Annotated in this window: 20 protein-coding genes, 2 tRNA genes and 2 riboswitches; of the genes, 9 read left to right on the top strand and 13 right to left on the bottom strand. The window is 67.1% G+C overall.

Annotated elements, in window-relative coordinates; translation table 11 throughout:
- Positions 1–59 precede the first annotated feature (59 nt).
- Positions 60–914, bottom strand: coding sequence for a phage holin family protein (locus ARTSIC4J27_RS13695; protein ID WP_050055753.1), 855 nt, complete (start codon positions 912–914; stop codon positions 60–62).
- A 177-nt stretch (positions 915–1,091) separates the two neighbouring features.
- On the opposite strand from ARTSIC4J27_RS13695, the gene ARTSIC4J27_RS13700 reads away from it, so the two are divergent.
- From ARTSIC4J27_RS13700 to ARTSIC4J27_RS13710, 3 genes are all read left to right on the top strand, one after another.
- Complete coding sequence (locus tag ARTSIC4J27_RS13700) at positions 1,092–2,315, top strand: multidrug effflux MFS transporter (protein ID WP_200900829.1); 1,224 nt, start codon at positions 1,092–1,094, stop codon at positions 2,313–2,315.
- 17 nt (positions 2,316–2,332) lie between these two features.
- Positions 2,333–2,527 carry a hypothetical protein gene (locus tag ARTSIC4J27_RS13705; protein ID WP_050055754.1) on the top strand — a complete coding sequence of 65 codons (195 nt, stop codon included), beginning with the start codon at positions 2,333–2,335 and terminating at the stop codon, positions 2,525–2,527.
- A gap of 96 nt (positions 2,528–2,623) precedes the next feature.
- The gene (locus ARTSIC4J27_RS13710) at positions 2,624–3,031 is read left to right on the top strand and encodes a hypothetical protein (RefSeq protein WP_050055953.1); all 408 of its coding nucleotides are present in this window, start codon (positions 2,624–2,626) and stop codon (positions 3,029–3,031) included.
- A gap of 53 nt (positions 3,032–3,084) precedes the next feature.
- On the opposite strand, the gene ARTSIC4J27_RS13715 is transcribed toward ARTSIC4J27_RS13710, so the two are convergent.
- From ARTSIC4J27_RS13715 to ARTSIC4J27_RS13740, 6 genes are all read right to left on the bottom strand, one after another.
- Positions 3,085–3,157: transfer RNA gene (locus ARTSIC4J27_RS13715), tRNA-Asn, on the bottom strand.
- Positions 3,158–3,281: 124 nt separating this feature from the next.
- Positions 3,282–3,354: transfer RNA gene (locus tag ARTSIC4J27_RS13720), tRNA-Asn, on the bottom strand.
- Between the two features lie 75 nt (positions 3,355–3,429).
- Complete coding sequence (gene dnaG / locus ARTSIC4J27_RS13725; RefSeq protein WP_050055755.1) at positions 3,430–5,358, bottom strand: DNA primase; 1,929 nt, start codon at positions 5,356–5,358, stop codon at positions 3,430–3,432.
- A gap of 73 nt (positions 5,359–5,431) precedes the next feature.
- Positions 5,432–6,721: a deoxyguanosinetriphosphate triphosphohydrolase gene (locus tag ARTSIC4J27_RS13730; RefSeq protein ID WP_050055756.1), complete on the bottom strand. Its 1,290-nt coding sequence runs from the start codon at positions 6,719–6,721 to the stop codon at positions 5,432–5,434.
- Positions 6,714–7,892 carry a tRNA dihydrouridine synthase DusB gene (dusB, locus tag ARTSIC4J27_RS13735; protein ID WP_050055757.1) on the bottom strand — a complete coding sequence of 393 codons (1,179 nt, stop codon included), beginning with the start codon at positions 7,890–7,892 and terminating at the stop codon, positions 6,714–6,716. The genes ARTSIC4J27_RS13730 and dusB overlap by 8 nt, the downstream gene beginning before the upstream one ends.
- Positions 7,893–7,951: 59 nt before the next feature.
- Positions 7,952–9,424, bottom strand: coding sequence for a YibE/F family protein (locus ARTSIC4J27_RS13740; protein ID WP_050055758.1), 1,473 nt, complete (start codon positions 9,422–9,424; stop codon positions 7,952–7,954).
- Between the two features lie 84 nt (positions 9,425–9,508).
- On the opposite strand from ARTSIC4J27_RS13740, the gene ARTSIC4J27_RS13745 reads away from it, so the two are divergent.
- Together ARTSIC4J27_RS13745 and ARTSIC4J27_RS13750 are read left to right on the top strand one after the other, a co-directional pair.
- The gene (locus ARTSIC4J27_RS13745; protein ID WP_050055759.1) at positions 9,509–10,264 is read left to right on the top strand and encodes an alpha/beta hydrolase; all 756 of its coding nucleotides are present in this window, start codon (positions 9,509–9,511) and stop codon (positions 10,262–10,264) included.
- Between the two features lie 51 nt (positions 10,265–10,315).
- Positions 10,316–11,146: a lysophospholipid acyltransferase family protein gene (locus ARTSIC4J27_RS13750; protein WP_050055760.1), complete on the top strand. Its 831-nt coding sequence runs from the start codon at positions 10,316–10,318 to the stop codon at positions 11,144–11,146.
- 56 nt (positions 11,147–11,202) lie between these two features.
- On the opposite strand, the gene ARTSIC4J27_RS13755 is transcribed toward ARTSIC4J27_RS13750, so the two are convergent.
- From ARTSIC4J27_RS13755 to ARTSIC4J27_RS13765, 3 genes are all read right to left on the bottom strand, one after another.
- Complete coding sequence (locus ARTSIC4J27_RS13755) at positions 11,203–12,234, bottom strand: GNAT family protein (RefSeq protein ID WP_050055761.1); 1,032 nt, start codon at positions 12,232–12,234, stop codon at positions 11,203–11,205.
- A gap of 2 nt (positions 12,235–12,236) precedes the next feature.
- Positions 12,237–13,622 carry a glycine--tRNA ligase gene (locus ARTSIC4J27_RS13760; RefSeq protein WP_050055762.1) on the bottom strand — a complete coding sequence of 462 codons (1,386 nt, stop codon included), beginning with the start codon at positions 13,620–13,622 and terminating at the stop codon, positions 12,237–12,239.
- Between the two features lie 147 nt (positions 13,623–13,769).
- A complete protein-coding gene (locus ARTSIC4J27_RS13765; protein WP_050055763.1) occupies positions 13,770–14,765 on the bottom strand; it encodes a DMT family transporter in 996 nt (331 codons plus the stop codon).
- A 32-nt stretch (positions 14,766–14,797) separates the two neighbouring features.
- On the opposite strand from ARTSIC4J27_RS13765, the gene ARTSIC4J27_RS13770 reads away from it, so the two are divergent.
- Positions 14,798–15,025: an RNA-binding S4 domain-containing protein gene (locus ARTSIC4J27_RS13770; RefSeq protein WP_050055764.1), complete on the top strand. Its 228-nt coding sequence runs from the start codon at positions 14,798–14,800 to the stop codon at positions 15,023–15,025.
- 65 nt (positions 15,026–15,090) lie between these two features.
- On the opposite strand, the gene ARTSIC4J27_RS13775 is transcribed toward ARTSIC4J27_RS13770, so the two are convergent.
- Complete coding sequence (locus ARTSIC4J27_RS13775; protein ID WP_050055765.1) at positions 15,091–15,741, bottom strand: alpha/beta hydrolase; 651 nt, start codon at positions 15,739–15,741, stop codon at positions 15,091–15,093.
- Between the two features lie 149 nt (positions 15,742–15,890).
- On the opposite strand from ARTSIC4J27_RS13775, the gene ARTSIC4J27_RS13780 reads away from it, so the two are divergent.
- Genes ARTSIC4J27_RS13780 through ARTSIC4J27_RS13790 form a run of 3 tightly spaced genes read left to right on the top strand, consistent with a single transcriptional unit; the run spans position 15,891 to position 18,509 of the window.
- Complete coding sequence (locus ARTSIC4J27_RS13780; protein WP_235436691.1) at positions 15,891–16,688, top strand: SGNH/GDSL hydrolase family protein; 798 nt, start codon at positions 15,891–15,893, stop codon at positions 16,686–16,688.
- 4 nt (positions 16,689–16,692) lie between these two features.
- Entirely contained in the window at positions 16,693–17,913 is a 1,221-nt protein-coding gene (locus ARTSIC4J27_RS13785) for a winged helix DNA-binding domain-containing protein (protein WP_235436680.1), read from the top strand.
- 32 nt (positions 17,914–17,945) lie between these two features.
- The gene (locus ARTSIC4J27_RS13790) at positions 17,946–18,509 is read left to right on the top strand and encodes a hypothetical protein (RefSeq protein WP_050055767.1); all 564 of its coding nucleotides are present in this window, start codon (positions 17,946–17,948) and stop codon (positions 18,507–18,509) included.
- A gap of 6 nt (positions 18,510–18,515) precedes the next feature.
- On the opposite strand, the gene metX is transcribed toward ARTSIC4J27_RS13790, so the two are convergent.
- Positions 18,516–19,631, bottom strand: a complete 1,116-nt coding sequence (gene metX, locus ARTSIC4J27_RS13795) for a homoserine O-acetyltransferase MetX (RefSeq protein ID WP_050055768.1) — start codon at positions 19,629–19,631, stop codon at positions 18,516–18,518.
- Positions 19,632–19,643: 12 nt separating this feature from the next.
- A riboswitch (SAM riboswitch) is annotated at positions 19,644–19,759 on the bottom strand.
- Between the two features lie 102 nt (positions 19,760–19,861).
- Positions 19,862–21,187, bottom strand: a complete 1,326-nt coding sequence (locus ARTSIC4J27_RS13800) for a bifunctional o-acetylhomoserine/o-acetylserine sulfhydrylase (protein WP_050055769.1) — start codon at positions 21,185–21,187, stop codon at positions 19,862–19,864.
- A gap of 44 nt (positions 21,188–21,231) precedes the next feature.
- Positions 21,232–21,348, bottom strand: a riboswitch (SAM riboswitch).
- Between the last annotated feature and the right edge of the window lie 111 nt (positions 21,349–21,459).

The raw sequence follows: 21,459 nt of genomic DNA on the forward strand, positions 1-21,459 counted from the left end.
CCATTTGTGTATTGTGCCCATGCATTACAGGCTGCCGGAGCAGCCCTGCCTGGGCGGTGCTAGTACGTCCGCAGGAGCTTGCGGACCAGCACAACGAAGACCGTGCCGGCGGCCGCGAGGGCAGCCAGCGGCTTCCACCGGCTGCCCAGGCCGCCGGCGGACTCTGAAAGACCGGCCAGCCGGCGCGCGGCGAGTTCTTTGCCGCGGCCCGCGAGGACCTGGCCTTCACGCAGCTTTCCTTGCGCGGCAGCCAGCAGGAACTGGGCCTGGGTTTTGACGTCGAGCTCTTCACCGAGGTCGTCGCGGACCTCAGTGAGGTGGTGGCGGCGCTGGCTGAGGCGGCGGGCGAGTTCCGGCTCGGAGGCCTGCGGGAATTCCTTGTTGTGCTCCGCAGCCTTGGCCTCCTTCTCAGCCTTGGCCTTTGCAGCCGCCTCCGCCTTCGCAGCCTTGGCGGCTTTGGCCTCCGGGCTCTGGGGATCCAGCAGCGCAGGGTTGAAGGCCGAGCCTTCTTTGGCGACGCCGATGTCGTACTTGATGCCGCGGATAGTCTCCTCCGGCAGCAGCGGCATGGCCTTCTTGAACCGGCTGACGCCGATCAGGCCGCCAATAAGTGCAATGAGCAGGAACGCGGCGGAAACCAGCAGGGCAGCCAGCCAGGCGGGCATGATGGTGGCCAGGCCCATGATGGCGGCAACGATCAGTCCCACCACGAGGAAGAGGGCAAAAATCAGGGCGACGGCGAGGAACGCGGCGGCAACTCCGACCTGGACACCTTTGCGCTTAAGCTCGATCTTTGCGAAGGCGATCTCGTCGTTCAGCTGGCGGGGTGCCAGCCGAAAAAGGAGTTTAAGCGTCCCGGGCAGCGCGGCGATGCGCACTCCCTGGCTGGTCCGCCCGCTGTGACGTCCGCTCATCGGTCCCGCCTTACTGTTTCATGGTGGATTCGGCTTCCATGGCTGCGGGAGAGTGCAGCTGCACCGTCCCCGCCCCCAAAACTATCATTCAGGTTCAGGGCCAACTTCGGGGCTTGCCGGACGGCGTGGCCTACAACGCTGCAAAAATCCCCTGGCCCGGGCCTAGGATTGATTTCCGTGACCATTCCCAGCAATCCGGGCGATCTGTTGACCCGCCGCCGCAAACTCCTGTACATCCTCCTTCTCGGCGCCCTGACTGCCCTGGGTCCGTTCACGATCGACCTCTACCTTCCGGCCTTTCCTGCACTTGAGGCGAGCCTGGGGGTCACGGAAGCCCAGGTTCAGCTGACCTTGGCCGGGACAACGGTGGGTTTTGCCTTCGGCCAGCTGGTGGTGGGACCGTTCAGCGACAAAGTAGGCCGGCGGATGCCGCTGATCCTGGCTACGGCACTGCACATTGCGGCGTCGCTGGGCGCCGCACTGTCAACCGACATCACCACCCTGGGCATCTTCCGCGTCCTGATGGGTGTTGGGGCAGCCGGCGGAGGCGTGGTGGCCATGGCCATGGTGCGGGACCTGTTCTCCGGCTACGCCATGGTGAAAATGTTTTCCCGCATGTCCCTGGTCAACGGGCTGGCACCGATCCTGGCTCCGGTGATCGGTTCACAGCTGCTCCTGGTGATGCCATGGCCGGGGATCTTTGTGTTCCTCGCCGCGTACGGCACGATCGTCATTGTCGCTGCCCTGTTCCTGGTGCGCGAGACGCTGCCGCCGGAAAAGCGCCAGCAGAGCGGCATGACGGTCGGCCAGCGCTACCGCATACTTTTCAGCGACAGGATTTTTGTTGGCCTGTTGATAGTGGCAGGCATGAACTTCGGCGGCCTGTTCACCTACCTTTCGGCCTCCCCCTTCCTGTTCCAGGACGTGTTCGGCTTCTCCGCCCAGGAGTACGGCCTGCTCTTCGGCATCAATTCCTTGGGGATCGTCGCCGGCATCCAGACCAGTTCGCGCCTGATCCGGCGGGTGCCGCCGCAATGGATCCTTGCCTGCGCCACGGCCTGGACCTTCCTGATGGCCATGCTGATCGTGCTGTTCGACCAGCTTGGGCTCGGTCTCTGGGGCGTGCTGGTCCCACTGTGGTTCTACATCATGGGCACGGGCTTTATGTTCCCCTGCGTCCAGGTGCTCGCCCTGGCCGGCCATGCCGCGCAGGCCGGCACCGCTGCCTCCCTCCTGGGCGCCGCGACCTTCCTGACGGCCGGGCTTATCTCCCCTGTGGTCGGATGGCTGGGCATCACCAGCGCCACCCCGATGGGCGCCGTACAGGCCGCCTGCATCCTGCTGGCCATCGCGGCCTTGTGGCTCGTGGTCCGGCCCAGGACTGTCCCCTCCATCCATTAATCCGAACACTGACCCGGATGCCAAAGAACCCAGCCAGGCGCAAGCCGCACCGGAACCCCCGGGGACTCTTCCTCGGGGCGGTACTGGGCGCCGTCGTGGGCTATTTCGCCGGACGGGCCCTGGGCAATCCGGCCATAGGGATTGCGCTGGGCATGCTGGCCGGCTCCGCGCTGCTGTACCGGGTCAACCCGGGCCCCTGGAACCGCCCCTAAACCCCTCGTGCCGCACTGCACCAAGCCAGGCCCTGCCAAGCCCGCTGTGCCGCGTCGCCTGCCGCCAGGCGCCCCTCCCGCGATAAAATGTTGTTCGTGCCCAGCTGGCAGGATCAACCGCAGCTCCCGGCCTCGTGGCAACGGTGCGATACCCGGATCCTGCCACTGTGGTGGGAGCGGTTATGCGCCCAGAGCGGCGAGCAGTCAGCCGCCCTCTACGCTGCAGGACTGTTTACCGAAGACCGCCGCCGGCCGATCGCCCAGTGGTACAATCCCGCCTTCAATGCAGCGCTCCTCGTGGCCCCGGAAACCTCCCCCGAATGGCCCGTGCAGCGCTTCGGCATCTTCTACGCGCCGCCGGACACCGGATTTGTCCGGATCCATTCGGCACCGCATGAGTGGAACCCGCGCCAGCCGCGGAAGTCGCCCACCGAAAAGGAGGCGTTCCTGGCCGCCATCGCGGAAGCAGAGCGCTTCCTGCAGGTGGAAATGGACTTCGTCTGAAACAAAAAAATCCCCGTTCCTCCCAAGGGAAGGAACGGGGATTTTTCTTGTTGCTCCTCCTGCTGGACTTGAACCAGCAACCCTTCGATTAACAGTCGAATGCTCTGCCAATTGAGCTAAGGAGGAATGAAGCAGGTATGACATTAGCAAAGGATCCGCACCAAAGTGAAATCGGCGGTTTTGCGGGCCGTACGGCTGCTTCCGGGCATAAAAAATCCCCGTTCCGGAGGCCCGGAACGGGGATTGTGCGCTCCTCCTGCTGGACTTGAACCAGCAACCCTTCGATTAACAGTCGAATGCTCTGCCAATTGAGCTAAGGAGGAATGAAGCGGGTATTAGCCTAGCAAAGACTCGGCCTGGAAACGAAATCGTGGCGGCCCTGGGGCCTGCGGGACCTGCTAGGCCTCTGCCCGGAGTGCGCGGCGTTCCATTTCGAGCATCATGAGCTCGCGGTTGAGCCGCTGGTAGGTCTCCGGATCCGCCGCCGGGTCCAGCCGCTGGAGCTGGCCCATCTTGTCGGCCTTGACCCGGGTGATCTGCAGTTCGAACAGCCGCGCCAGGATATCGCGGCAGTACTTCTGCACCGCCTCTTCCGTGCTCGCTGGCAGCGGCACCACGGCCAGCTCGGAGACCAGCGGCCGCAGCGGCTCGGGAACCTCGTGCATCACGTGTTCCACCCACCGCACGGGGTCAGCGGTGAGGGCCGGGCCAGTAGCGCGCATGGCATCGTGGACAGCCTGGAAGGCCGGGGTGGCGAAACGGGCGGCGGCGAACCGGTCCCACACGCTGCCCGCCAGCAGCGCAGGCTCCTGCAGGGCAACTTCCAGCGCCTGCCGTTCCATGGAGGCCACCGGGTCCCGCGGGTCCGGCCGGTGGAAGGAGGGTACAGCGCCCGACGGCGGCCCGGCAGCTACTCCGGGTCCGCCCGGCTGGGCAGCGCGGGAGGCAGCCCCGGGACCGGAAGCGGCAGGCCCGCCCTGGTCGCCGCGCTTCACCGCGGCAGTGACCAGGCGCAACACCTCATTGGGGTCCGGCATACCCAGCCACCCGGTCAGGGCCTGGCAGTAGCCGGTACGGGTGGACGCGTCACGGATGGCGGCAACCACGGGCACCGAGGCTTTCAGGCCCTGCACCCGGCCTTCCACGGTATCCAGGTTGAACTGCTTCAGCGTGGTGCGGATAGCGAACTCAAACAGCGGCCGGCGGGACTGCACCAGGGCATGCACCGCCTCGTCGCCTTTGCTTTGGCGCAGGTCGCAGGGATCCGCCCCGGTAGGCTCCACGGCCACGTACGTCTGGGCCGTGAACCGCTGGTCCTCCTCAAACGCGCGCAGCGCGGCCTTCTGGCCGGCGGCGTCGCCGTCGAAGGTGAAGATGACCTCTCCCCCGGTGCCGTCGTCGGAGAGCAGCCTGCGGGCGATCTTGATGTGCTCGGTGCCGAACGCCGTTCCGCAGGTGGCCACCGCCGTCGGAATTCCCGCCAGGTGGCACGCCATAACGTCCGTGTAGCCCTCCACCACCACCAGCTGCCGGTCCTTGGCGATGTTCCGCTTGGCGAGGTCGATCCCGTACAGCACCTGGGATTTTTTGTAGAGCGTGGTCTCCGGAGTGTTGAGGTACTTCGGGCCCTGGTCGTCCTCGTAAAGCTTGCGGGCGCCGAACCCAATGGTGTCGCCCGCGATGTCCCGGATGGGCCAGATCAGGCGGCCGCGGAAACGGTCGTAGATTCTCTGCTGGTTTCCGGGTCCCCCGGCGGAGAACATCCCGGTGAGCTTGAGCTCGGCGTCCGTGAAACCCCGGCCGCGGAGGTGCTTGAGCAGCGCGTCCCAGCCCTGCGGCGCGTAGCCCACACCAAACTGCTCGGCGGCGGCACGGTCGAATCCGCGGCCGTGCAGGAACGTCCTCGCCTCCGCGGCCCCGGGCGTCAGCAGTTGGGACTGGAAGAATTCATCGGCGATCTTGTGGGCGTCCAGCAGCCGCTGCCGGCGGCCCACTTCCTCGCGGTTGGGGCCGGTGCCGCCGTCCTCATACCGCAGCTCGTAGCCGATCCGGGCGGCCAGCTTCTCTACGGCTTCCTGGAAGGAGCTGTGGTCCTGCTTCTGCACGAACGCAATAACATCGCCGTCCTCGCCGCAGCCGAAGCAGTGGTAGCGGCCTACCTGCGGGCGGACGGTGAAGGACGGTGAGCGTTCGTCATGGAAGGGGCACAGCCCCTTGTAGGTTCCCAGCCCGGCGCCCTTGAGCGTGACGTAGCCGTCAACCACTTCCTTGATGTCCGTGCGCTGGCGTACTTCGTCGATATCTTCACGTTTGATCAGCCCAGGCACAGAGCAATCCTAGCCCCGGGTGCTGACCTTCCGGCCCCGGAGTACGACGACGTCCGGCGCCATGTGCCGTTCCTCACCACAGCGACGGAAGGCTCCCCACCAGCCGCTCATACATCGCCAGCGCCGATCCATCCGTCAGTGACGCCACCTGGTCGATGACCACCCGAAGGCGCGCGCCGTCGTCGGGCGCGTCACGCCAGTCCGCAGCAAACATCGGCTCGAGGTGGCGGTCCCCGGTGGCGCTCAGGGCCGTCACCAGGGCGTGCAGCACCTCGCGCTGGCGCTCGTAGATGGGCTGGCGGTGCTCTGTGGTCATCACGAACGTGGTGGCCAGGCCCTTCATCACGGCGATTTCCATCACCGTCTCATCCGGCACCATGAGCTGGGCGTTGTACCGGGTCAGGTTCTCCGGACCGTAGACGGCCCGGGTGGTCTCCAGGGCGCTCTGGCAGAACCGGCCAATGAGCTGGCTGGTCATGTTTTTCAGGGCGGCCATGGACTTGCGGCTGCCGTCAGCTTCGCGCACCCACACATCCGTGGCCTCCAGCCGGGCCAAGGCGGCGTCGATCGCGGCGGGGTCGTTGTGCGGCAGGTACCACTGCTTGGCGTAGCCCACCACGCGGGCGCGGTGGTCCGGGTTGTCCATCCAGCGGAGCTGGAAATGGCCGGCGACGATGGCGTCCTCGACGTCGTGCACGGAATAGGAGATGTCGTCGGCCAGGTCCATCACCTGGGCCTCCAGGCAGGTCCGGCGCTCGGGGGCGCCTTCCCGGATCCAGTTGAAGATGGGGAGGTCGTCCTCATAGGCGCCGAATTTGCTGGTCCGCTGGCCATGGATCACGGGCGCTTCCAGCGCGGACCACGGATACTTCGATGCCGCGTCCAGGCTCGCCCTGGTCAGGTTGAGGCCGGCAGGCGCGCCGTCCGGGCCCAGGACCTTGGGCTCGAGCCGGGTCAGGAGGCGCAGGGTCTGGGCGTTGCCTTCGAAACCGCCGATGGCGTGCGCCACCTCGTTCAGTGCCGACTCCCCGTTGTGCCCGAACGGCGGGTGGCCGAGGTCGTGGCTGAGGCAGGCGGTATCCACAACATCGGGGTCGCAGCCCAGGGCGCGGCCCAGTTCGCGGCCCACCTGGGCCACTTCGAGGCTGTGCGTGAGCCGGGTCCGGACAAAGTCGTCAGTGTCCGGCGCCACCACCTGGGTCTTGGCCCCGAGCCTGCGCAGCGCCGACGAGTGCAGCACCCGGGCGCGGTCCCGCTCAAAGTCCGAGCGGTAGACGTTCTTGGGCGGTTCCTCCACCCAGCGGGCGGAGTCGTGGCTGTCGTAACCGGGCAGGACGGGCGCGGCGGTCCTGGTCTCAGCCACCGGAAACGTCCAGTTCCGCGGCAGAGATGTCCGCGGACTGCTCCGCGTTCAATGCGCGGGACTCGAGCCAGTCCTTGGGCAGGGCCGGTTTCTTGGGCGAGCCGGCCCTGCCGCGCGGACCCTCGGCGTCCATGCCCGGGTACGGCGACTCGAGGTCCAGTTCGGACAGGGTGTCGCGCAGGACCTCAAGGCTGGTCACCAGGGCCAGGCGGGTGCGCAGTTCGCCGCCCACTACGTAGCCCTTGAAGTACCAGGCGATGTGCTTCCGGATCTCACGCAGCGCCTTGCCCTCGTCACCGAAGGTCTCCACCATCAGTTCAGCGTGGCGGTACACGCCCTCGGCCACCTGGCGGAGGTTGGGCCGGAAGCGGGTGTCGCTGCCTTCGAAGGCCGCTTGGAGGTCGCCGAACAGCCAGGGCCGGCCCTGGCAGCCCCGGCCCACCACCACGCCGTCAACGCCGGTTTCGCGGACCATGCGGACTGCGTCCTCGGCGGACCAGATATCCCCGTTGCCGAGGACCGGGATGTCCGGCAAGGCCTCACGGAGGCGGGCGATCGCGGACCAGTCCGCCTGCCCCGAGTAGAACTGGGCGGCGGTCCTGCCGTGAAGCGCGACGGCGGCCACGCCGGAATCGCGGGCAATGCGGCCGGCGTCGAGGTACGTGAGGTGGTCATCGTCGATGCCTTTGCGCATCTTGATGGTCAGCGGGATGTTGCCTTTGGACGCTTCCTTGACGGCCGTCTGCACGATGGCGGTGAAGAGGTCGATCTTCCAGGGCAGGGCGGAGCCGCCGCCGCGCCGGGTGACCTTGGGCACCGGGCAGCCGAAGTTGAGGTCGATGTGGTCCGCGCGGTCTTCCTCAACGAGCATGCGCACGGCGGCGCCCACTGTGCCGGGGTCCACACCGTACAGCTGCACGGAGCGGACCTTCTCGTCGTCGTCGTGGGAGATGATGCGCAGGGATTCGGGGGTGCGCTCCACGAGGGCACGGGAGGTGACCATCTCCGCCACGTACATGCCGCCGCCGTACTCACGGCACAAACGGCGGAACGCCGAGTTGGTGATGCCGGCCATCGGCGCCAGGATCACCGGGGTGTCCACGGTGATGGGGCCCAGCTTCAGGGGCGGGAGTTCCAGCTTGGGGGCGGGAGGAGTTGCTGCAACAGTCACCTGTCCATTGTTGCAAAGCCGGGCAAATCGTGGATTCCGGGTGGTTCTGCGTGCCTCTGTCAGTCCCTTTCGGCGGCCCTTCGTCCGCGCCGGGTCTGGAAGGCTGCGGCCGCAAGCGTTCCGGTATCGGTGACATCGTCAGGGTTGACGGCGGGCTGCGTTGTTTCGCGCCCGCCTGCCCGTTCGGCAACTGGCGGCCGGCCGCCGTCGTCTGTTGGCCGGCTGCCGGACCCTCCGTCTGAACCCGCCACCTCCACGGCCGGGGAACCGGTGGCCTTAACAACCAGCACCGCAATCAATGTGGTGACCGGAATGGCCAGGACCAGGCCGATGGAACCCACCAGGGTGCGGATGACCTCTTCGGAGAGTTCTGCGCTGGTGAGGGTGTCAGCGAGCGGGCGGTCGTAGAGCATCACAATGATGAGGATCGGCAGGGCCGCGCCCGCGTAGGCGAACGCGATGGTGTACACGGTGGAGGCGATGTGGTCTCGGCCGATACGCATGGCGGAGGTGAACAGCTTCCGTGCGCTGCTCTGCGGCGCGAGTTCGTACAGCTCCCAGACGGCGGAGGACTGGGTGATAGTGACGTCATTGAGGACACCCAGTCCGGAGATGATCAGCCCGCACAGGATCACCCCGGAGATGGAGATGTTGGCCGAGGTGTTCACCAGGGTGGTGGCATCATGGTTGCCCACGCCCGCGAGGTTGGCGGCGTCGGTGGCCCACGCCGCCAGGAGCGCCGTGATGGCCAGTCCGAAGATGGTGCCCAGGAGGGCGGTGGAGGTCCGCGCGGAGAAGCCGTGGGCGAAGTACAGCACCCCGATCATAATCACCGTGGATCCCACCAGCGCCAGCAGCAGCGGCGGCTTCCCCTCCACCAGGCCCGGCAGCATAAAACTGGCCAGCACGAAGTAGGCGCCCACGAGTCCGATCAGCGCACGGAGGCCGCGCCAGCGGGCCACTGCGATCACCACCGCCGCGTACAGCAGCGCGAGCAGGACGATGGGCAGGGTCCGGACGAAATCCACAAAGATGTAGGCGGGTGAACCCTGTGAGGCTGAGGCGCCCTGGGCGTTGGACAGGTTCAGGTAGCGGATCTGGTCGCCGGGTTCCACGCCGTGGGACGAAGCCACGTCCGGGTTGATGACCACCTTCACCGGGCTCCCGCCCTTGTCCGGTTCGGTGAAGGCGAAGGTGCAGTCCGATCCCTGCCCCTGCTGGGTTTGGGACTGCTGTGCCTGGCCCTGCTCCCCGGGCCCCTGCTGGGCGACGCCCTGCATGCAGTTCTCTGTGGCCACGCTCTGGATGGTCCCCGTATCAAAGGTGACGCCGGGGGCCGCCGAGTATGGGTTGGCCAGGGAAATGCCTTCCTTGCTCCCGGAGGGCCAGAGCATCGCCATGCCGGCCAGCGTCAGCAGGGTCAGCGGGATGAGCACTGCGGCCAGGATCCGGTTTGCCCGCCGGCGGGCGGCAATCGCCTGCGGTGTCGGCTCCGAATGATCTGTAGAAGCGTGTGTGTGGCCGGACCCCATCAGCAGTAGAACCTCATACGTTGAACTCTACGTCCGGCACCTTAGGGTTGATAAATGGATCGGCAGGACGGGGAGGAACCGGGCATGGCCAACCACAGTATGGAAGATGGCAACTTGGACACGGGCGGAGCGGCTGCGGAAACGGTCCACCGGCCCGTGCTCAGCGTGCTGCCGGCGCAGGGTCCCACTCTGGGTATCGCCCTGGTGCTGCACGGCGGGAAGTCGCACAGCCGTGAACCGGTGGAAGCCCGGCACCTGAGCCCTGCGCGGATGGTGCCTTTTGCCCGGCACATCCACCGGGCAGGCAGGCGGCACGGATTGGCTGTTTGGTCCCTCCGCAACAGTGTGCGGGGCTGGAACGGGGAGGACATGACGCCGCTGCAGGACGCGCGTTGGGCCCTCGAACAGATCACCCGCAGGCACCCCGGCGTCCCGATATTCCTGGTGGGCCATTCCATGGGCGGCCTGACGGCCGTGTGCGCCGCCGACCACCCGCAGGTGGAAGCGGTCGTGGCCCTGGCCCCGTGGCTCAGCCCGGGGACGCCGGTATCCGGCGTGAACAACAGGAAGGTGCTGATTGTCCACGGCACCTTCGACCGGTGGACCAGCCCGTCGGCGTCGCTCGCGTTTTCGCGGCGCGCCGCCGCCGGTGCCGCCTCCATGCAGTACGTGGCACTCAAGGGTGCCGGGCACTTTATGCTCCGCAAGGTCCGGTTGTGGCACACGCTCTCCACCGGCTTTGTGCTGAAGGCCTTCAACGAAGCGGCCGGGGCGGATGTGTCCCTGCCACGGGGGTTTGACCAGCTGCTCCCGGAATCGTCGGTGCAGGTAACCCTGTAAGCATCCGGTACGCCCTGCCCGCCCCGCGGGGTCACGAACGAAAGGAACAGCATGGCCTGGCGCCCCCGGCCGAGTGACCGCTTCTACCGGCTCATTGTCCGCCTTGGCCTGTTCCTCCGGTGGGCTTTCCGGATCAGGATCCTTGCCACCGGTTTGGAGCACCTGCCCGCGCCCGGACCGCGCCATGGGATCGCCCGCGAGGTAACGCCGGGCAACGGCGCTGTCTTTGCCATCACGCACTTCGGCTATGTGGACTTCGCCCCGGTGGAACTCATCCTGTGGAAGCATGCCCGGGCCCGGTTGCGCTTCATGATCCATCAGGGCGCTGCCGACCACTGGCTCGCCGGCCCGGCCATCAGTGCCACGAACAGTGTGGTGGTGGGCTACACCGAACGTGCCGGAGCGCTCGATGAGGCCGTCGCCAAGCTGCGCAGCGGCGAGTACCTGGCAGTGTTTCCGGAGGCCGGCGTCAGCAGGAGCTTCAAAGTCCGGGAATGCAAAACCGGCGCCGTCAGGATGGCTGCGGAAGCCGGCGTGCCTGTCATTCCGGTCTCGGTGTGGGGCGCGCACCGGCTGCTGACGCGGGGTCACGGCTTTTCACCGCGGGTGGCGTGGCGTGCGCCGGTCCGGGTCCATGTGGGTGAGCCCCTGCGGGTTCCGCCGGACGTTGACGCCGAAGCCGCCACGGCTGAACTTCGCACACGGCTGCAGGCCGGCATCGATGGCTGTATCGAGGACTTTCCCCTGCCTGGCGCGCCGGGCGCGTGGTGGATGCCCGCCGAGCTGGCCGGCGGCGCCCCGTCCGAAGCCGAGCGGCAACTGCTGGATGCCGAAGACGTGCTGAAGGGCCGCCGTCGTACCTCCCGCAGAGCAACCAACTGACTCGCAGCCGTCGAGACAACGCGTCAACTGCGAGCCAGGTGGGTGGGCCGGGCGGCTTAGTCCGAGACCACCAGGGTCTCCGGGCCGGCGAGGCGGGCTTTCCCGCTTTCCAGCAGGGGCTCGACGGCGGCCCGCAGTGCCGTCATGGAATCGTCCAGTTCCAGCATCACCGGGTGCTGGTACGCGATGAGGGCGAGCATGTCCCGGACCGCTTCGGCGGCGTCGTCCGCGGCGAGCGCCGGCTCATGGCCCACGAACACGTCCGTGGGTGCTTCCTGCCCGGCAGCCTCCTGCCCGGGCGCGGCGTCCGGGTCCGCGGGGGCGGCATAGCTGACGGCAAAGGCGCGGATCCGGCCCTTCTTACTGGGCGCAACGCCGGCCCCGAAGGCGGACTCCGGCTGGGCGCGGAGCACGATGGCGCCGTGGGCTCCCGTGAGGTCGTCCAGGAACAGCTTCTGCACCTGTCCCACGGACAGCACGCCGGGCGAATCCCAGCCGTGGATGGCCGTGTAGTAACGTCCCACGACGTCGGTCAGTTCCACGGAGCCGGTGGCCAGGTCCATCACCACGTCCGAGCCGGCGTTTTCATCGTTTGACGGCCCGCTGGCCCCGTCCTTGGCCGGGAACACGGGAAGCCGCAGGGCGCCCGGTTCCACCACCACCAGCCGGGAACGCTGGATGGGAGTCAGGTCGAAATGTTCGGCGAAGGCGGCGCCGGGGGTGCCCGGCTCCACCTTCGCGCGGAGCTTCGAAACGCCCGACGGCGATTTGTCCGCTTCGCGGCGCAGCATGGTCAGGAGCGTGGCACCGATGCCGTTGCGGCGGTGGTCCCGCGCCACTTCGATGTAGGTCCAGAGCCGTTCCGGGTGCAGCGAGGCTTCGTACACCACGCCCGCCGCAACGGGTATGCCGACGCCGTCGATGACGTCCTCGGCCACGATGCAGCGCCGCCACGGCGAGCTGCTCCCGTCGGAGGAAAGCGCCAGGGCACCACGGAACTGCCGGGCCTGGGAGGTTTCCGGGCCGCCCCAGATTTCCAGGAGGGCGAGGTCGTCCCCCTCGCGCCATTCGCGGTATTCGATGGCCATGGCTAGGCGCCGATCAGGCGTGCGGCCAGGTAGCCTTCCACCTTGTCCAGGGAGACGCGCTCCTGGCTCATGGTGTCCCGCTCGCGGATGGTCACGGCCTGGTCCTCGAGGGTGTCGAAGTCCACGGTGATGCAGAACGGCGTGCCGATTTCGTCCTGGCGGCGGTAGCGGCGGCCGATGGCGCCGGCGTCGTCGAAGTCGATGTTCCAGTTCTTCCGCAGCTGCGCTCCGAGGTCCTTGGCCTTCGGGGACAGGTCCTCGTTGCGGCTCAGCGGGAGCACGGCGGCTTTGACCGGGGCCAGGCGCGGGTCAAGCTTCAGCACGGTGCGGACGTCCACGCCGCCCTTGGCGTTGGGCGCCTCGTCCTCGGTGTAGGCGTCCACCAGGAACGCCATAAAGGAACGGGTCAGGCCGGCGGCGGGCTCGATGACGTACGGGGTGTAGCGCTCGTTGGTGGCCTGGTTGAAGTAGCTCAGGTCCGTGCCGGAGGCCTTGGCGTGGGTGGAGAGGTCAAAGTCGGTGCGGTTGGCGATGCCCTCCAGCTCACCCCATTCGGAGCCTTGGAACCCGAAGCGGTATTCGATGTCCGTGGTGCCCTTGGAGTAGTGGCTCAGCTTTTCCTGCGGGTGCTCGAAGAAGCGCAGGTTTTCCTCCCGGATGCCCAGGCCGGTGTACCAGGACATGCGCTCCTTCATCCAATACTGGTGCCATTCCTCATCGGTTCCGGGCTCGACGAAGAACTCCATCTCCATCTGCTCGAACTCGCGGGTGCGGAAGATGAAGTTGCCGGGGGTGATCTCGTTGCGGAAGGACTTGCCGATCTGGCCGATGCCGAACGGCGGCTTCTTGCGGGAGGTGGTGAGGACGTTGTTGAAGTTCACGAAGATGCCCTGGGCCGTTTCCGGGCGCAGGTAGTGCATGCCTTCCTCGCTGGCCACCGGGCCCAGGAAGGTCTTGAGCAGGCCGGAGAATTCCTGGGGCTCGGTCCATTCGCCGCGGGTGCCGCAGTTGGCGCAGGCGATGTCCTTCAGGCCGTTCTCGGCGGGGCGGCCCTTCTTTTCCTCGTACTCTTCCTCGAGGTGGTCCGCACGGTAGCGCTTGTGGCAGGAAAGGCACTCCACCAGGGGGTCCGAGAAGACCTCGACGTGGCCGGAGGCTTCCCATACCTGGCGGGGCAGGATGACCGAGGAGTCCAGGCCCACCACGTCCTCGCGGCCGCGGACCATGGACTGCCACCACTGGCGCTTGATGTTTTCCTTCAGTTCCGCACCGAGGGGCCCGTAGTCCCAGGCAGAACGCGAACCTCCGTAGATCTCACCGGCCTGGAACACAAAGCCCCTCCGCTTGGAGAGGGAAATGACCTGGTCGAGAACGGATTTTGCTGCCATGGGGGTAACTCCAATTTCTACAGGGCCGCTGGGTGCGGTCCGCGGTTTTCAGGCCCCGGTTGCGCCGCAGGTTTGCACCGTTGGCTGCCGGGAGGGGCGGATGAAGGAAAGATGCGTGAAAAGCTGCGTGTCCTAGCCTACCGGTGCCTACCTCCGGAAAGCTCCCCGCGGCCAGGGCAGGGTTGCCAGGACAATGGCGGCAAGGGTGAGGATGGTGCCGAGTACGGTGGCCGGCGCCACTACTGTCCCGGGCGCGGGCAGGATCAGGTCCAGGGCCAGCGAGCCCAGCAGCTGGCCGGCGATCATGCCAAGGCCCGTGACCAGCACGCCCAGGCTGCGGACCAGCAGCGCGCCCAGGCCAATGAACACACAGCCCATGGGACCGCCCACGTAGTACCACCACTCCCCCGGCAGCGGGTTGCCCGGCCCGGCCACTGCCAGCTTGATGCCGTAGGCCGTCCACAGCACCAGGGAACCGGCAACAAAGTTGACCAGCGTGGCGGCGATGGGAGTGCCGTAATGAACGGTGGCTGTTCCGTTCATGGCCTGCTGGAAGCTCATCAGGAACCCTGCCAGCACAGGCAGCAGGAGGGGAAGCAGCAGGGCTGACGGGCCGGCGTCCGGTGCGCCGGCTCCCGTGCCTCCCGCTGCCGCGCTGAACCGTGGAGATACGGCCCAGGCGACGGCGGCGATGGTCAGCACACAGCCGATGATCCGGATCCCCGTGACTGATTTCTTGCCCGCCGGCCCGATGCCCAGCCGGTCAACCAGCAGTCCGCTGAGGGTCTGCCCGGTGACGGTGGCAACAGTGAAGAGGGCTACGCCGAGGATCCCCACGGTGAAGGACTGGGCGAAAACGAACAGCGCGCCGATGCCGCCGGCAAGGACGTAGATCCGGGGAAAGGCCCGGTTCCGGACGGCGGGGAGGATGCTGGCCAGCCCGGCGCGGCCGCGCGGCAGGACCAGCGAGATCAGGAGCATCAGCAGGAGGCCTGTGCTGAAACTCACCACGGACGCGGCGATGCCATCGTCCAGCCGGGCTCCCAGCGCACCGTTGATACGGCCCTGGACGGGAATGGCAAGGCCCGAGCCCACCGCCAGCGGCAGGCCTGCGAGCAGTGGCAGGCGGTGGGTGGAGGTCATTGAATCCACATTACGTCAGGCATTATTGCTTCATGAGCAACGTTGAAGAGGTCCCCATCCGCGACAGCATGATCCGCCTTGGCCAGCTCCTGAAGCTCGCCAACCTCGTGGAGGACGGCGTGGAGGCGGCGGACCTGATCAAGAACGGGCTCGTCAAGGTCAATGGGGAGATCGATGACCGCCGCGGCCGCCAGCTGCACGACGGGGACACTGTCACCGTGAACAACCAGACAGTGAAGGTCGTGGCGCCGGAAGCCTGACCGGCACCGTATCCCGGCACCCACGGCGGGCCCAACAGCGCGCGCCGCCGCCCGCCGTCGTACTCCTACTTCTTGAGCACCTCGTGCGTGAGGAACTCGGACACGTGCCCGATCTCCTGCTGGTTGATGCCATGCCACATGCCCGTGTAGAGGACCTTGGTGAGCTTGACGTGCTTGCGAACCCAGCCCATGGTGAAGTCGATCTTGTCCGGGGTGATCACGGGGTCCTGCTGGTCCCGGCCCCAAAAGAAGGGGACGGTGCCGTCGAGTTCATTGTCCTTGAACGAGGGATCGTCCCCGGCGTCCACCGCAAAGCCTGAGAGTCCGACGACGGCGGCGAAGTCAGTGGGCCGCTGCCGCAGGAGCGTGGTGGCCATGGCCATGCCCATCGAGAAGCCGAGCAGGGTCACCGACGGGTGGCCCACCCGGATGGCGTCAATCCATTCCAGGACATAGGACGAAGCCGCCTTGACCCGGTTCACCGAGTAGTCGATGGAGGCCGTGAGCGGGAACCAGGTGAAGCCGGGGCCCGTGGCGATCGGGGCCCGGACGGACGCTACGGCGAAGTCTCCGGGCAGCAGGTCGGCCAGACTGAGCAGGTCCTGTTCGTTGGCGCCGTAGCCGTGCAGGAGTACCAGCAGGGGCTTGCCGTCGCGCTGGTCCTCGGGATGGGACCACAGAACTACAGGGGCAGGAAATACTTCGGCTTCAGTCATGGTTTCCATTCTTACAGTTACCCAAAGGTAACAACCTACGTTCGCGCAGCCCGCGAAACGGAAGGCAGGATAGGACCGTGACTGACACAACCAGCATCCCAACGTCCACTGCCCCTGCCGGATCCCACCCCTGGACCCGGTATGTGGCCATGGGCGATTCCTTTACCGAAGGCATCGGCGATCCCGAGCCCTCAAGCCCCGGCGGCTACCGCGGCTGGGCTGACAGAGTGGCGGAGGAACTGAGCCGCACCAAGCCCGACTTCGCCTATGCGAACCTGGCTGTGCGCGGCCGGCTGCTGCAGCAGATCGTGGACCAGCAACTCGCTCCGTGCCTGGCGCTGAAACCGGACCTGGTGACCCTCTCCGCCGGCGGAAACGACCTGATCCGCCCGGGCGGCGACCCCGATGCGCTGGCGGAGAAACTTGATTCCGTGGTCCAGCTCCTGGCAATGGGCGGCGCCACCGTGGTTCTCTTCAACGGCCCGGACACAGGGTCCTCAGTGCTCGGCAGGATCCGCAGCAAGGTGGCCATCTACAACGAGAACCTGCGGACGGTGGCAGCACGGCACGACGCGGTCATCGCCGACATGTGGTCCCTGCGCCAGCTCAGCGACCCGCAGATGTGGGACGCGGACCGGCTGCATTTCTCGCCGCTGGGCCACCACACCATCGCGGCAATGGTGCTGGACGCACTCAACGTTGACCACACCCTGGAACCGCTGCAGGCCAAGCCGCTGCCGCCGCGGACCTGGCGAGAGGCCCGGTCCGGAGACCTCGTGTGGGCCCGCGAGTACTTTGTGCCCTGGGTGCTGCGCCGGCTGCGGCACCAGTCCTCCGGTGACGGCATCCTGCCCAAGCGGCCGACACCGGGACCCGTGTTCGGGCCGGGCGTTCCGCTGGGTTCGGGCGAGGGACCGCTCGGCACCACCGAGGCTGCCCGGCGCTAGCGGAGTGGACACAGGGACGCCCGATGCGGCGGCGGGGCAGCCCCTGGCGGGCTTGGAACCCGACGAGGTAGTGCAGCTGCGGCTGCTGTCCCAGATGCTGCGTGGGCCAGGCGCTGCGTCCCCCGAAGTTGCGCTGCGGTCCCTGCTGGCAGTGCAGGCGCAGGAGTTTCCCTATGCCAGGTGGAGCCTGGCCCAGCGGGTGGCCGCCAGTGCCGGCCCGGTTACCGCGGCGGACATCGAGCAGGCCGTGACGGACGGCCGTATCCTGCGGACCCACATCCTCCGGCCCACGTGGCATTTTGTCCACCGGGACGATCTCCGCTGGCTTCTAGCGCTCTCCGCACCTCCGCTCGAGCAGGCCAACGCCGCAACCTACCGCCGTACCGGCATCGACGCAGCCGTTGCCGCCCGGAGCGCAGAAGTCCTGGCCAGCGCGGTGGCGGGCGGAAACCACCTTCCCCGGGAGGGACTGGCCGAAAGGCTGCACGACGCCGGGTTCCCGGCGAAGGGCCTGGAACTTGCCTACCTGGTCATGCACGCGGAAATCAGCGGGGTCCTGGTGAGCGGCACGCCTGTGCGCAGCCCGGGCGGGGCGTTGAAGCAGACGTACGCGCTCTTCGACGAGCGGGTCCCTGCAGGACCGGAGCCCGCACCCGAAAGGGCGGAAGCGCTGGCCGAACTGGCCCGCCGCTATTTCAGCAGCCGCGGCCCCGCGACGGTCAAGGACTGCGCGGACTGGTCCGGATTGACCATGACGGACGTCCGGAAGGGCCTGCAGCTCGCTGTTGAGGCGCACCCTGAAGCCCTGGCCCAAACGGTGATTGACGGCGTCGTGCACTATTACAGTGCCGCGCCTTATTACGAAGCCGGAGGCCATGACGCCGCGGAAGCGGGCGCCGGTGGTGCCGGGGAAGCCGGCCCGCGGATCGACCTCATCCAGTGCTACGACGAGTACGTGATGGGCTATTCCGCCACGCGGCACTACCTCGGAGGCAACGCCCCGACTTTCCCGTTCCAGGGCGAGCCGATGCATGTGGTGCTGTTGGACGGGCGGATGACCGGTTCCTGGCGGCACACGCTGCTTCCCGGCCGATGTGAAGTCGACATCCGTCTCTCGCGGGCTGAAACTCCGGGTTCTCCCCTGGCCGAAGCGGTTCAGGCAGCTGTGGAACGGTACGGCGCCTTTATGGGACTCCCCACCGTCCGCGTGCAGCCCGGGGCTTAAGCTGGAAGGACACCAATGAGAGGCACGGCACCGTGAGCAACTTGTTTTTCTGGATCATTATCTTGTCGTTCCTGATCCCGATGGCCCTGCGGATGTACCGGAAGTCGGTGGCCCGCAGGAACCACGAGCAGAGTTTTACGGGGCGCTACCCGGACCAGTTTCCGGGCGGCGGGATGTTCCCCGGCTCCAACGGCCCGCAAAACAAGCAGCCCCGGGACGGTTTCACCCAGCAGGACTACTTCGGCGGCGGATTCCGCCAGCTTGACCGGCCCCAGCCCCTCTCCGGCGGGCCGCTGCCGCCCGTTCAGCCGCTCCCGCCTGTCCCGCCGATGGGCCAGCAGTTCCCGCCCTACGGGCAGCCGGCTTTCGGCGAGCCGCCGTTTGGACAGCCCGGCTACGGACAGTCCGGGCAGCCGCAGCCCGGACAGCGCGAAGAAGCCCCGCAGCAGCCCGCTGCCCCGGCAACTCCCCCGCCGCCGTCGGCCCCGCAAGGCTACCGCGCGCGCAAACTCGCGGAACTTGATACGCAGTACAGCAACGGTGAGCTCTCCATGGAGGAATACATGGCCCGCCGCACCGAGATCATGAACGGCTAGGAACCGTCAGACCAGGAAGCTGGTCCGGAGCTGGTGCCCCAGCTGGCCGATTTCGGTGAGGAATCCGTCATGCCCGATGGGCGCCTCGATGAAGTTGACGTCCACGTCTCCCGGGAGCGCGCGGGCCAGTTCCAGGGACTGCGACGGGAAGTAGAGCCGGTCCGAATCCACGGCGGCCACAAAGAAGCGGGCGCCGGTACGGGACAGCGTTTGTTCCAGGGGCCCGCGGCCGCGGCAGACGTCATGGCTCATCAGTGCTTCGGTGATGGCAATGTAGCTGTTGGCGTCGAACCGATGGACCAGCTTGGTGCCTTGATGGTCCAGGTAGCTCTCCACCTGGTAGCGTCCGCGCGCCGCCAGCTGCTCGCCCTGCAGCGGTGATTCGGAAGCCTGGGGTGCCCGGCCGAAGCGCCCGTCCAGTTCAAGGGGCGAACGGTAGGTGATGTGGGCAATGCGCCGCGCCAGGGCCAGGCCCTCCTCCGGAAGCGGCCCGCCGTAATAGTCACCGCCATTGAAGTTGGCGTCCTGGCGGATGGCCAGCGTCTGCGCCTGGGCGAAGGCGATCTGCTCGGCGGTGCTCGCGGCTCCCACGGAGATCACGGCGCAGCGCTGCACGCGTTCCGGATATGTCACGGCCCATTCCAGCGCACGGGCGCCCCCCATGGACCCGCCCAGCACCGCAAACCAGCTGCTGATGCCCAGCTGGTCTGCCAGCCGGGCCTCAGCCGCGGTGCTGTCCCGGAGGGTCACCAGCGGGAAACGGGAGCCCCAGGGCCTGCCGTCAGGGGCGGGCGAGGACGGCCCGGTGGACCCGTAACAGCCGCCCACGATGTTGATTGATACGACGAAGAACCTGTCCGTGTCCACTGGAGCGCCAGGTCCTGCGAGCTGTTCCCACCAGCCTTCTTCGTCCGTGTCGCCGCGGGTCACGTGCGTGCTGCCGGTGAGCGCGTGCTCGATCAGGACAGCGTTGCTGCCGTCCTCATTGAGCGTGCCCCAGGTTTCATAGGCCAGGGTGACGTCCGGCAGGTAGCCGCCTGCCTCGAGCTGCAGCCCGCCGATGGAGGCATAGCGGACAATTCCGTGTTCGGGAACGGTGGTACGGGTGACGGTAACCGTCATGGCAAGACCTCTTCTACGCGCTTGCCTGCCGTCGTCTGACCGGCAGGCCAGGTCTTCACCCGGGGCACCCCACCGCGGAAGGAGGGTTGCCGGCCAGCAAGCCGGGGCTGTCACTGGCACTCATGACCTGCATTGAGTGTACGAAACTGCCCCCGCCCGCTGCCAAGAGTGTGACTGGTTGTGACTTCCCGGCTTGCCGCCGCTGTTCCTGCCGGCGCTCCTGCCGGCCCTCAGGCGCCGCTGGTTCCCTTGGCCGCCCTGAAGCCGGCTTCGAGGTCCGCGAGGATGTCGTCGATGTGTTCGATGCCCACGGAAAGCCGCACCAGTCCGGGCGTCACGCCGGCCACTTCCTGCTGTTCGGGCGAGAGCTGGCTGTGGGTGGTCGACGCCGGATGGATCACCAGGGAGCGGACGTCGCCGATGTTGGCCACGTGCGAGTGCAGTTCAAGGGCGTCCACGAAGCGCTTGCCCGCCTCTGCCCCGCCGGCCAGGTTGAACGAGACGATGGCGCCGGTTCCCTTCGGTCCGTACTTGCGGCCCCGCTCGTACCAGGGGCTGGAGGGCAGGCCCGCGTAGGCGACGGATTCGACGTCGTCCCTTCCTTCCAGCCAGCGCGCCACTTCGGTGGCGTTTGCGACGTGCCGCTCCACCCGCAGGCTCAGCGTCTCCAGTCCCTGGGCGATCAGGAAGGCGTTGAAGGGCGACACCGCCGAGCCCAGGTCGCGCAGGAGCTGGACCCGGGCCTTGAGGATGTAGGAGAGGTTGGCGCCCAGTGCTCCCTCTGCGCCGAGGTCGCGGGCGTAGACCAGCCCGTTATAGGTGGGGTCCGGGGTGTTGAACCCGGGGAACTTTTCCGGGTCTTTTCCGAAGTCGAACTTCCCGGAGTCCACAATGACACCGGCGATGGCAGAACCATGGCCGCCCAGGTACTTGGTGGCCGAGTGCACCACGATGTCCGCACCCCACTCCAGCGGACGGATCAGGTACGGGGTGGACAGGGTGTTGTCCACAATCAGCGGCACCCCGGCCTCATGCGCAACCTGGGACACGCCTTCGATGTCCAGGACATCCTGGCGCGGGTTGGAGACCACTTCGCCGAAGAAGAGTTTGGTGTTGGGCTGCACCGCGTCGCGCCACTGGTCCAGATTGTCCGGGTCCGCCACGAAGGTGACCGAGATGCCGAACTTCTTCAGGGTGTGCGCGAAGAGGTTGTAGGTGCCGCCGTAGAGGCTGGGGCTGGCCACAATATGGTCGCCGGCCTCGGCGATGTTCAGGATGGCGAACGTCTCCGCGGCCTGCCCGGAGCTGAGCAGCAGGGCCCCCAGGCCGCCTTCCAGGCTGGCGATCCGCTGTTCCACGGCCTCCTGGGTGGGGTTGCCGATCCTCGTGTAGATGGGAGCCAGCTCCGCCAGCGCGAAGCGGTTGGCGGCACTCTCCGCGCTCGGGAAAACAAAGGACGTGGTCTGGTAGATGGGGAGGGCGCGGGCGCCGGTGGCGCTGTCCGGTTCCTGCCCAACATGGATCTGGCGGGTTTCGAAGGACCATCCGTTGGACAATTCAAGGCTCCTTTGACATTGGCCCGGCATGCTCGAAGCACTGCGGGCCGCGCTTGCCATCCGGCCTTTTGCCGGACAGCCAGGTCCTCACCCGGGGCACCCCACCGCGGTTGGAGGGTTGCCGGCCAGCGAGCCGGGGCTTGATGCTGGCACTCATGACCTGAGCCCAGTGTAGGAACACGCAGAGTGCGGCGGACAGCATTGTGACGAACATGGTCCTGAACATCTTTACGCGCCCTGCCGTCGGTTTGTGGGCGCTGACCAGCGAAAAT

Source organism: Pseudarthrobacter siccitolerans, from assembly GCF_001046895.1.
Classification (GTDB): domain Bacteria; phylum Actinomycetota; class Actinomycetes; order Actinomycetales; family Micrococcaceae; genus Arthrobacter; species Arthrobacter siccitolerans.

Coding starts and splice junctions, on each gene's coding strand:
- ARTSIC4J27_RS13695 (WP_050055753.1), bottom strand. CDS start 914: ATGAGCGGACGTCACAGCGGGCGGACCAGCCAGGGAGTGCGCATCGCC.
- ARTSIC4J27_RS13705 (WP_050055754.1), top strand. CDS start 2,333: ATGCCAAAGAACCCAGCCAGGCGCAAGCCGCACCGGAACCCCCGGGGA.
- ARTSIC4J27_RS13740 (WP_050055758.1), bottom strand. CDS start 9,424: ATGGGGTCCGGCCACACACACGCTTCTACAGATCATTCGGAGCCGACA.
- ARTSIC4J27_RS13745 (WP_050055759.1), top strand. CDS start 9,509: ATGGCCAACCACAGTATGGAAGATGGCAACTTGGACACGGGCGGAGCG.
- ARTSIC4J27_RS13750 (WP_050055760.1), top strand. CDS start 10,316: ATGGCCTGGCGCCCCCGGCCGAGTGACCGCTTCTACCGGCTCATTGTC.
- ARTSIC4J27_RS13755 (WP_050055761.1), bottom strand. CDS start 12,234: ATGGCCATCGAATACCGCGAATGGCGCGAGGGGGACGACCTCGCCCTC.
- ARTSIC4J27_RS13760 (WP_050055762.1), bottom strand. CDS start 13,622: ATGGCAGCAAAATCCGTTCTCGACCAGGTCATTTCCCTCTCCAAGCGG.
- ARTSIC4J27_RS13765 (WP_050055763.1), bottom strand. CDS start 14,765: ATGACCTCCACCCACCGCCTGCCACTGCTCGCAGGCCTGCCGCTGGCG.
- ARTSIC4J27_RS13770 (WP_050055764.1), top strand. CDS start 14,798: ATGAGCAACGTTGAAGAGGTCCCCATCCGCGACAGCATGATCCGCCTT.
- ARTSIC4J27_RS13775 (WP_050055765.1), bottom strand. CDS start 15,741: ATGACTGAAGCCGAAGTATTTCCTGCCCCTGTAGTTCTGTGGTCCCAT.
- ARTSIC4J27_RS13780 (WP_235436691.1), top strand. CDS start 15,891: ATGGGCGATTCCTTTACCGAAGGCATCGGCGATCCCGAGCCCTCAAGC.
- metX (WP_050055768.1), bottom strand. CDS start 19,631: ATGACGGTTACCGTCACCCGTACCACCGTTCCCGAACACGGAATTGTC.